The 8,962-nt window shown below is 66.3% G+C and carries 7 protein-coding genes; 5 read left to right on the forward strand and 2 right to left on the reverse strand.

The features are described from left to right. Nucleotides 1-673: aminotransferase class I/II-fold pyridoxal phosphate-dependent enzyme (locus VN706_01780; GenBank protein HXT14329.1), on the forward strand; the 673-nt coding region annotated here is incomplete at its 5' end. Between the two features lie 16 nt (nt 674-689). Beyond that, nucleotides 690-1,361 (forward strand): NAD(P)-binding domain-containing protein, encoded by a 672-nt coding sequence (locus VN706_01785; protein HXT14330.1) that lies wholly within the window; start codon nt 690-692, stop codon nt 1,359-1,361. Nucleotides 1,362-1,408: 47 nt separating this feature from the next. Here VN706_01785 and VN706_01790 read toward each other — a convergent pair whose 3' ends face one another. Beyond that, nucleotides 1,409-2,059 (reverse strand): MEDS domain-containing protein, encoded by a 651-nt coding sequence (locus tag VN706_01790; GenBank protein ID HXT14331.1) that lies wholly within the window; start codon nt 2,057-2,059, stop codon nt 1,409-1,411. Nucleotides 2,060-2,217: 158 nt separating this feature from the next. On the opposite strand from VN706_01790, the gene VN706_01795 reads away from it, so the two are divergent. The 3 genes from VN706_01795 (at nt 2,218) to uvrA (ending at nt 7,681) form a co-directional block, all read left to right on the forward strand. Further along, nucleotides 2,218-3,036: a CbbQ/NirQ/NorQ/GpvN family protein gene (locus VN706_01795; protein HXT14332.1), complete on the forward strand. Its 819-nt coding sequence runs from the start codon at nt 2,218-2,220 to the stop codon at nt 3,034-3,036. 10 nt (nt 3,037-3,046) lie between these two features. Then, on the forward strand, nt 3,047-4,963 hold the full coding sequence (locus tag VN706_01800; GenBank protein HXT14333.1) for a VWA domain-containing protein: 1,917 nt from the start codon (nt 3,047-3,049) through the stop codon (nt 4,961-4,963). 93 nt (nt 4,964-5,056) lie between these two features. Continuing rightward, nucleotides 5,057-7,681, forward strand: coding sequence for an excinuclease ABC subunit UvrA (gene uvrA / locus VN706_01805; protein HXT14334.1), 2,625 nt, complete (start codon nt 5,057-5,059; stop codon nt 7,679-7,681). Here the strand turns inward: uvrA and VN706_01810 are convergent. Further along, a partial coding sequence (locus tag VN706_01810) for an EAL domain-containing protein (protein ID HXT14335.1) occupies nt 7,639-8,962 on the reverse strand: 1,324 nt, incomplete at its 5' end. The genes uvrA and VN706_01810 overlap by 43 nt on opposite strands.

Here is an 8,962-nt window from a genome sequence, read left to right on the forward strand (position 1 = left end):
CCCGAACAACCCGACGGGCGTTGCATTCACCGAGACCGAGATGTCGCGCATCATTGCCGCGTGCGAGCGCGTCGGCGCGTGGCTGCATGCGGACGAGGTGTATCGCGCCACCGAGCGAACCACGACGACCGAGACGCCAAGCTTCTGGGGGCGGTACTCGCGTGCGGTGTGCACGAACAGTCTGTCCAAGGCCTACGGACTCGCGGGGCTGCGCATTGGCTGGGTCATCGCCGATCGAGACACGATCGAAGAACTGTGGCGGCGTCATGAGTATTCTGTCATCGCGGCCGCGGCGCCGAGCATGACGCTGGCGGCGATCGCGCTCCAGCCGGCGAAGCGCGCGACGCTCATCGCGCGCCAGCGGGAGATTAGGCGAAACGGCGTGGCCGTGCTCGACGAGTGGCTCGCGGCACAGCGTGGACGCTTCAGCGTGCGGCCCTCCGCGGCGACGGCGATCGGCTTCGTGCACTACGATCTCCCGGTGTCATCGTTCGAGCTTGCCGAGCACATTCGGCTGACCGAGCGGCTGCTCGTGGCGCCCGGCGAATTCATGGGCGCGGATCACCACTTGCGCATCACAGTAGGCTACGAGGCCGAGAAAATACGACGCGCGCTGGAGCGAGTCGCGCGGGCGGCGGACGCACTTGCCACGACCGGCGCCGCGATACACTGAGGCTCACGGAGCTCGAATGCGCATTGGAATCATCGGAACAGGCAACATCGGAGGAACGCTCACGCGCCGGCTCACGAAGCTCGGCCACGACGTTGCGATCGCGAATTCGCGCGGCCCGGACACGCTTCGCGATTTCGCGAAAGAGACCGGCGCGACTCCGGTCACGGTCGAAGACGCGGTGCTCGACCGCGCCATCGTGATCGTCACCATCCCCGAGCGCAACATTCCCGATCTGCCGGCGGGGCTGTTCGACGCGGCGCGGCCGGACACCATCGTGATCGACACGGGCAACTACTACCCGCAGCAGCGCGATGGCCGCATCGACGACATCGAGAACGGCATGCCGGAGAGCCGGTGGGTGTCGAACCATCTTGGCCGGCCGGTGATCAAGACGTTCAACAACATATATGCGAAGCATCTGATGGAGCGCGGTTTGCCCCCGGGTGCGACGAATCGCATCGCGCTGCCCGTGGCCGGCGATGATGAGAAGGCGAAGGCCGCGGTCATGCAGCTCGTCGACTCGCTCGGGTTCGATCCGATCGATGCCGGCACTCTCGACGACTCGTGGCGCCAACAGCCCGGGACGCCGGTGTATGGAACAGACCGCGATGCGGCGGGGGCCACGCGAGCGCTCGCGCAGGCGAAGCGAGAGCGGCCGGCGGAATTCACGGCGGCGGCGGCACGCTAATCCGTGAAGCGCAGCGCCGCCGCGTCGTCGTGTCGTGACTGCTACTGCTACTGCAACTGCGTTTCTGCCGGCGGGGCCGGAGTGTCTTGCAGCAGTACCTCGCGCAAGCGCTCGACGGGCCGCACGTAGTACGGATTCTCGCGAATCTTTCGGCCGTGAATGATGTACGGATGTGTGGAGAGAATTTCCATCATCATCCGGCCGTTGATCTCGTTGATGTCGTAGACGCAGAGCAGCGTGCAGTCGTACTTGGGCACGAGGAAGTTCACGCGCGCTTCGTACTCCATCAGTTCCTCGGTGCCGGCGGCGCCGTTCAGCGCCCAATCCATCACCCCTGATGTCCGCACGCGGCGTCCATTGCGGTCCGCGTCGGCTAGTGCCGACTGCAGCAACTCGTACATGCGTTCGGCGCCGAAGCGGCCGCCCTTGGTGTACGTCTCCTCCGCGGTCAGCACGGCGAGCCGACCGTCGGCCATCGCCTCATCGACGGCGATGCCTCGAGCCGCGAGGCGGGCGCAGTGGTCGCGGTGGCGATGGCCGTCGACGATGTTGATCACCTGCTCGTCGAGGTCGAGGCCTTCCTTGAAATAGGGTACGAGGATCTCGTATTCCTCGTGGCGTGAGTCGAAGAACGCGCAGACGTGTCCAGGCTCATCGAGAGCCCGGCCACAGAGTGTGACCGTGCGAGGGGCGGACATTCAGGTAGCTCCGGTAGTTTGGTGCGCATGCAACGCAAGTCCGAGACCGATGCCGTTGGGCCCGTCGAACTCGCTCGGCATGAAGCGTTTCGCCGCGGTCGCTCGGGCAGGCGGCTCGTGCACCTCGTTTTGATCGCCGTTCCGAGGCATCTTAAGAAATGCATACAATGGACATCGGCGACCAGCGCGGATATCAGCGTCTCGAGCGCGAGCCATACTATTTGTCGACGGGCAGCGAGGTCGACGTCTTCGCGCGCTGTCATCAACGCGGGCTGCCGGTGATGCTCAAGGGACCGACGGGCTGCGGGAAGACGCGGTTCGTCGAACACATGGCGTGGAAGCTCGGCCGCCCGCTCGTGACGATCGCGTGTCACGACGACCTGTCGGCCAGCGACCTCACCGGGCGATACATCATTCGGGGCGACGAAGCGATCTGGATCGACGGTCCGTTGACGACCGCGGTGCGCATCGGCGCGATCTGTTATCTCGACGAGGTCGTCGAGGCGCGCCAGGATACGATCGTCGTGATCCACCCGCTCACCGACGATCGCCGCATTCTGCCGATCGAGAAGACCGGCGAGCTGGTCGGCGCAGCGGAGGGATTTCAGCTCGTCATCTCGTACAACCCGGGCTATCAGCACGCGATCAAAGACCTGAAGCCCAGCACGCGTCAACGGTTCGTGACATTGAGCTTCGATTTTCCGGCGCCGAATGTGGAGGCGGAAATCGTGCGTCACGAGAGCGGCGTGCGGCCCGCGGTCGCGAAGGCGCTCGTCGAGTTGGGGCGACGTGTGCGCCATCTCAAGGAACAGGGGCTCGTCGAAGGGCCAGGGACGCGTCTCCTCGTCTCCGCGGCGCGCTTGATCGCCGATGGAATTTCGCCGAGCGAGGCGTGCCGGTCGGCGATCATCGGACCGCTCACCGATGATCCGGATCTCGTCGTCGCGATCGACGACGTCGTCGCCGCGACGATGTGAGCAAACTCTAATGCAGGGCATCTCGTGGCGCGCTCGGCCGCGCCGGTGGCTTCTCAAGGCGCGGCACCGCATTCGGTCGGGTTTCCAGGGGTGGCGCGAGCGGCTGGTCCGTCGCGTCGGTCCGCGACACGAGGCGGTGCCGCTCGAGGACGTCCATCGGCGCCTCGAGCTGTTTCTGACGGCGCTCTATGGTCGTGCGATATCCATCTCGCCGCTTTCGGATGCCCACTCACGTGGCGTGTCACTGCGCGCGCGCGCCCGATTCGGGCTCGGCGTGGGTCCGGCGATGGCTCGCTGCGAAGGTGACAACGTCCTGCTGCCGAGTCACCTCGAGATGCGGGCCGACGCGCCGGCGCTGACGCGGTATCGGCTGCTCGCCCTCGAGCAGGCGGAGCGACTCGCGCGCGGGACGGTCGCGGTCGCCCTGCCGAGCGACATGCTCGAGCGCGACCTGTATCTCATGCGCGAAGGAGCGACGATCGATGCGCGCATTGCGCGCGACCACCACGGTATGGCCGAGCTGCTCGAGCGGGAGCGTCGCGATGCGGCGGCACATCGCCCTTCGATCGGGCGGATGAGCGAAGTCGAACGCGCGGTCGAGTTGCGGTTGCGCGCGCTCCTGGTGTCGAGGCCGGACGAGCTCGAAGAACCGTCGCTGAATCCCGAGGCGTCGCTCGCGTGGGCACGCGAGGAAGCGCGAACGATTCGCGCGTCGCGGGCGCGCTACCGCGGGTTGCCGCTCGCGCCGATTTGGGGCGAGCCGCCTTCGGGTGAACGTGCGCGCAACACCGACGCGAAGCCCGACGACAAGCGCGACCAACAGGACTCCACGCGTCCATCAGACGACGGACCGCCGACGGAGGCCGCCGCCGCGGATTCCGCGGAGTCATCGAGCGAGGAGCACGAGGCCGACACTTCAGAAGAATCTGAACGTCCGACCGAGGTGCCCGGCGAGCCTACCGCCGAGAGCCAGGACGATTCGGCGTGGAACGCGCCCGCGGAATTGCAGCTCGGAGCGCCCGACGATTTGCCGCCGCCGACGCACTACGACGAGTGGAGTGTCGATCGCGGCGCGTACGTGCGCCGCGCCGTCGCCGTGCGGGTTCACAAACCGCGCAGTGGAGATGACGCGTGGATCCGCGCGGCGATGAACGAGCACGGTGCGACGGTACGGCGCATTCGCCACCAGTTCGAAAAGTTTCGCGCGCGGCGCACGCTGCTGCGCCGGCAGCGCGCCGGGTCGGAGCTCGACAGCGATGCGCTCGTCGAGGCCGCGGTGGATCGGCGCATCGGCCGGCCGTTCGACGATCGGTTGTATGTCGACGCTCGGCCGGCGCGACGCGGTGTCGCAATCGCCGTGCTCATCGACGCCAGCAACTCCACCGACCGGCCGCTCGGACACGGTCAGCGCATCATCGACGTCGAGCGCATCGCATCGTTTCTCGCGAGCGAAGCCCTCGACGCGCTCGGCGACCTCTACGCGATCTATTCGTTCGGCGGGCAGGGCGCCTCGAACGTGAAGTTGTCGGTAATCAAGGACTTCAGTGAGCCGAACGGGCGCAGCGTTCACGAGCGCATCGGCGCCATCGAGCCGGACGGATTCACCCGGCTCGGCGCCGCGATTCGGCACGCGACCGCGCAACTGGCGCGGCAGTCGGCGGGGCATCGCCTGTTGCTCATTCTGTCCGACGGCAGGCCGCACGATATCGATTACCAGGATCGCTACGGTGTCGAGGATACGCGTCAAGCCGTGTTCGAGGCGCGCGCGTCGGGCGTGTTTCCATATTGTCTCACCGTTGATGCAGACGCGTCGGAGTATCTGCCGCGCTTGTTCGGGAGGGCAGGGCACACGGTGCTGCGCCAGCCGGAGCATTTGCCGAAGGCGCTGCTTGCCGTGGTGAACGCGTTGCTCGCCCGAGCGCGCTGAACGACGTTCGCGACTACTGCCGAGCGCGCTTTCCACCGGCAACGTACGTCGTGTGATCGGCATTGGCTCGGATATTTCTTCGGTGCACCCGACATGGCCGACAATTTCACCGGATTCGTCAAAGTCCGCGGGGCGCGCGAGCATAATCTGAAAGACGTCAGCGTCGACATTCCGCGCGACGCGCTCGTCGTCTTCACCGGAGTTTCCGGCTCGGGCAAGTCGTCGCTCGCGTTCGGAACGCTCTACGCCGAAGCTCAGCGGCGATACCTCGAATCAGTCTCGCCGTACGCCCGCCGGCTGTTCGATCAGATGTCGGTGCCCGATGTGGATGAGGTCGACGGTCTACCCCCGGCGGTGGCACTGCAACAGCAGCGCGGCGCACCGACGACGCGGTCGTCCGTCGGCAGCGTGACGACGCTCTCGAATCTGCTGCGCATGCTGTACTCGCGCGCCGGGAAATATCCGCGCGGGCACGAGGAGCTCCACGCCGAAGACTTCTCTCCGAATACCCCCCAGGGGGCCTGTCCCGAATGCCACGGACTCGGGCGTGTGTATGCAGTGACCGAGCGGTCGATGGTGCCTGACGACTCGCTGACCATTCGCGAGCGCGCGATCGCGGCGTGGCCCGGCGCGTGGCAAGGCCAGAATCTGCGCGATATCCTGACGACGATGGGCATCGACATCGACGTGCCCTGGCGCGACTTGCCGAAGAAGACGCGCGACTGGCTGCTCTTCACCGACGAGCAGCCGCAGGTGCCGGTATGGGCGCACTCGTCGCTCGAGGAAGCGAAGCGCGCGATGCGGAAGAAGCAGGAACCCGACTACATGGGCACCTTCACCGGCGCGCGAAAGTACGTGCTGGAGACGTTCTCGAAGACACAGAGCGCGTCCATGAAGAAACGTGTATCACAATTCATGGAAAGCGCCGAGTGTCCGATGTGCGGCGGAAAACGCCTCAAGCGAGAATCGCTCGCGGTGACGTTCGCGGGCTACGATATCGCCGACATCTCGCGGATGCCGATCAAGCGTCTCGCCGAAGTGATGCGTCCAGCGGCTGACGGAACGGCGCCGCACGTGCGCGACCTCGCGAGAGAGCATGCCGAGCGGGCGATCGTGGCGGAGCGCATCGCGCAGGACTTGGTGACGCGCATGGACGTGATGCTCGATCTGGGACTCGGCTACCTCTCGCTCGATCGGAGCACGCCGACGCTGTCGCCGGGGGAGCTGCAGCGACTGCGGCTCGCGACGCAAGTGCGCTCGAACTTGTTCGGCGTGGTGTATGTGCTCGATGAACCGTCGGCGGGCTTGCATCCCGCGGATACGGAGGCACTGCTCACCGCGTTGCGGCAGCTCAAGGCCGGCGGCAATTCGCTGTTCGTCGTCGAGCACGAATTGGACGTCGTAAAGGAGGCCGACTGGATCGTGGACGTTGGGCCGGCGGCGGGCGAGCACGGCGGCATCGTGCTCTATAGCGGCCCGACGGCTGGTCTCGCCGACGTGAAGACATCGAAGACCCGGCGGTATCTGTTCGGCGAGCACACCGTGAAGCCGCGCATTCCGCGTGTCGCGAAAGGATGGTTATCCCTCGAAGGCGTTCGCCGCAACAACATCGTCGACCTCGACGTCGAATTCCCGCTTGGCGTGTTGACCTCGGTGACCGGCGTGTCGGGTTCCGGCAAGTCGAGTCTCGTGAGCCAGGCGCTCGTCGAGCTGGTCGCGGGCGCGCTCGGTCATGCGGCGCCGGAGCTCGACGACGATGAAGAAGCGCTGGAACGAAGCGCGGCGGTCGAAACGAGCGGCCGCATCGCCGGCGGCATGGAGACCATCAAGCGTCTCGTGCGCGTCGATCAAAAGCCGATTGGCCGTACGCCGCGATCCAACCTCGCCACGTACACCGGCCTGTTCGATCACGTCCGCAAGTTGTTCGCATCGACGAAAGCGGCGCGGGCTCGCCGCTACGATGCGGGCCGCTTCTCGTTCAACGTCGCGAAGGGACGCTGCGAGCACTGCGAGGGCGAGGGATTCGTCTGCGTCGAGCTTCTCTTCCTGCCGAGTGTGTATGCGCCGTGCCCCACGTGCGGCGGTGCGCGGTACAACGCCAAGACATTAGAGATTACTTACAACGGCAAGAACATCGCCGAAGTCCTCGGCATGACGGTGGACCGCGCCCGTGAATTTTTCGCTGAAGAGGAGCATGTCGCGCGGTCGCTCGACGTGCTGCGCGAAGTCGGGCTCGGCTATCTGCGGCTCGGACAGCCCGCCACCGAGCTCTCGGGCGGCGAGGCGCAGCGCATCAAGCTGGCGACGGAGCTGCAACGCACCTCGCGCGGCAGCACGCTCTACATTCTCGACGAGCCGACGACCGGTTTGCATCCCGCCGACGTCGAACGCCTCGTGCGACAGCTCGACGGACTCGTCTCGGCCGGCAATACCGTGATCGTCGTCGAGCACGACATGGACGTCATCGCGTCGAGCGACTGGGTCATCGACGTCGGGCCGGGCGCGGGCGACGAAGGTGGCGAGATCGTGGCGGCGGGTGCGCCCGCCGACGTCGCGTGCGTATCACGGAGTCGAACGGCGCCTTACCTGGCACGCACGCTCGATGCGGCGCGCGGCATGGCGAGTCGCGGCGCAATCATCCGTGCACCGGTGAGAGACGGAGCACGCCCGTTCGATCACGCCCCCGGTCGCGCTTCCAGCAACGCCGGCACGGCGTGAGCCGGTACTGGCCGCGACAGATAGTAGCCCTGTCCGAGCTCGCAACCCAGCGCACGGAGGCGCGACCATTGTCCCGCGGTCTCGATGCCTTCCGCCACGACTTGTACGCCGAGCTCGCGGCCGAGACCGAGAATCGCGCGCGCGAGCGGTGACTCGCGCTTCGGACCACCGAGGTGGTCGATGAATGACTTGTCGATCTTGAGAAGATCGACCGGGAATCGATCGAGGTAGCGCAGCGACGAATAACCGGCGCCGAAATCGTCGATCGCGAGACGCACACCGAGCGCCTTGAGCGCGCCGAGCCGCGCGAGCATGGCCGCGCTGTCGTCGACGAGCAAGCTCTCCGTCATCTCCAGCGTGAGCAACTCGGGTTGCAGCCCCGAGGTGTGCAGCGCCGCGGCGACGTCGGAGACGAGCTGCGGTTCCGCGAGCTGCCGCGCGGAAATATTTACCGTGATGCCCACATCCGCCGCGTTCGGCGACTGACTCTGCCACTCGCGAGTCTGCCGGCATGCTTCGCCGAGAATCCACCGCCCGAGGGTGATGATGAGACCCGTCTCTTCGGCGATCGGAATGAACTCGAGCGGCGGCACGAGCCCTCGTGTGGGATGCTGCCAGCGCACCAGCGCTTCGATCGTCTTGACTTCGCCCGTCGCGAGCGACGCGATCGGCTGGTAGTGCAGCACGAACGGCGAGGCTGCGCCGGCCGCGCAGTTTTCGACACCGCGACGCAACTCCGTCTCGAGGCTCAGACGCGAGCGAACCGCTTCGTGCATCGTCGGCTCGAAAACCTGATAGCAGCCCTTGCCGCTTGCTTTCGCGCGGTACATGGCGACATCAGCATTTCGCAATACGTCGATGTCGTCTTCGCTGGGGTCGATGACGGCGATACCGATGCTCGCGGAGACGGAAATCTCGGTGCCGCCGACCGGGCATGGCCGCTTGAGCGAAGCGATCATGCGCTCGGCGACGTGCGCGGCGCCGGCAGCCGCATCGCCGACCTGGTCGGTGCCAGGACCTTCCGCCGACTCCTCGAGCAGCACGCCAAACTCGTCGCCGCCGAGTCGGGCGCATGTATCCGACGTGCGCACGACAGCGTGCAGCCGATTGGCGACGATGCACAGCAGCTCGTCGCCCGCGACGTGACCCAAGCCGTCGTTGACGGCCTTGAAGTTGTCGATGTCCAGAAAGAGCACCGCCGGCGCGAAGCCGGTACGCGCGCCGCGCGCGATCGCGTGCTTCACGCGGTCGCGGAACAGCGCGCGGTTTGGAATACCGGTG

This window comes from Gemmatimonadaceae bacterium (assembly GCA_035606695.1).
GTDB lineage: Bacteria > Gemmatimonadota > Gemmatimonadetes > Gemmatimonadales > Gemmatimonadaceae > JAQBQB01.

Excerpts from the sequence above, each read along its gene's own strand:
- VN706_01790 (HXT14331.1), bottom strand. The coding sequence starts at position 2,059 with ATGTCCGCCCCTCGCACGGTCACACTCTGTGGCCGGGCTCTCGATGAG.
- VN706_01800 (HXT14333.1), top strand. The coding sequence starts at position 3,047 with ATGCAGGGCATCTCGTGGCGCGCTCGGCCGCGCCGGTGGCTTCTCAAG.
- uvrA (HXT14334.1), top strand. The coding sequence starts at position 5,057 with ATGGCCGACAATTTCACCGGATTCGTCAAAGTCCGCGGGGCGCGCGAG.
- VN706_01795 (HXT14332.1), top strand. The coding sequence starts at position 2,218 with ATGCATACAATGGACATCGGCGACCAGCGCGGATATCAGCGTCTCGAG.
- VN706_01785 (HXT14330.1), top strand. The coding sequence starts at position 690 with ATGCGCATTGGAATCATCGGAACAGGCAACATCGGAGGAACGCTCACG.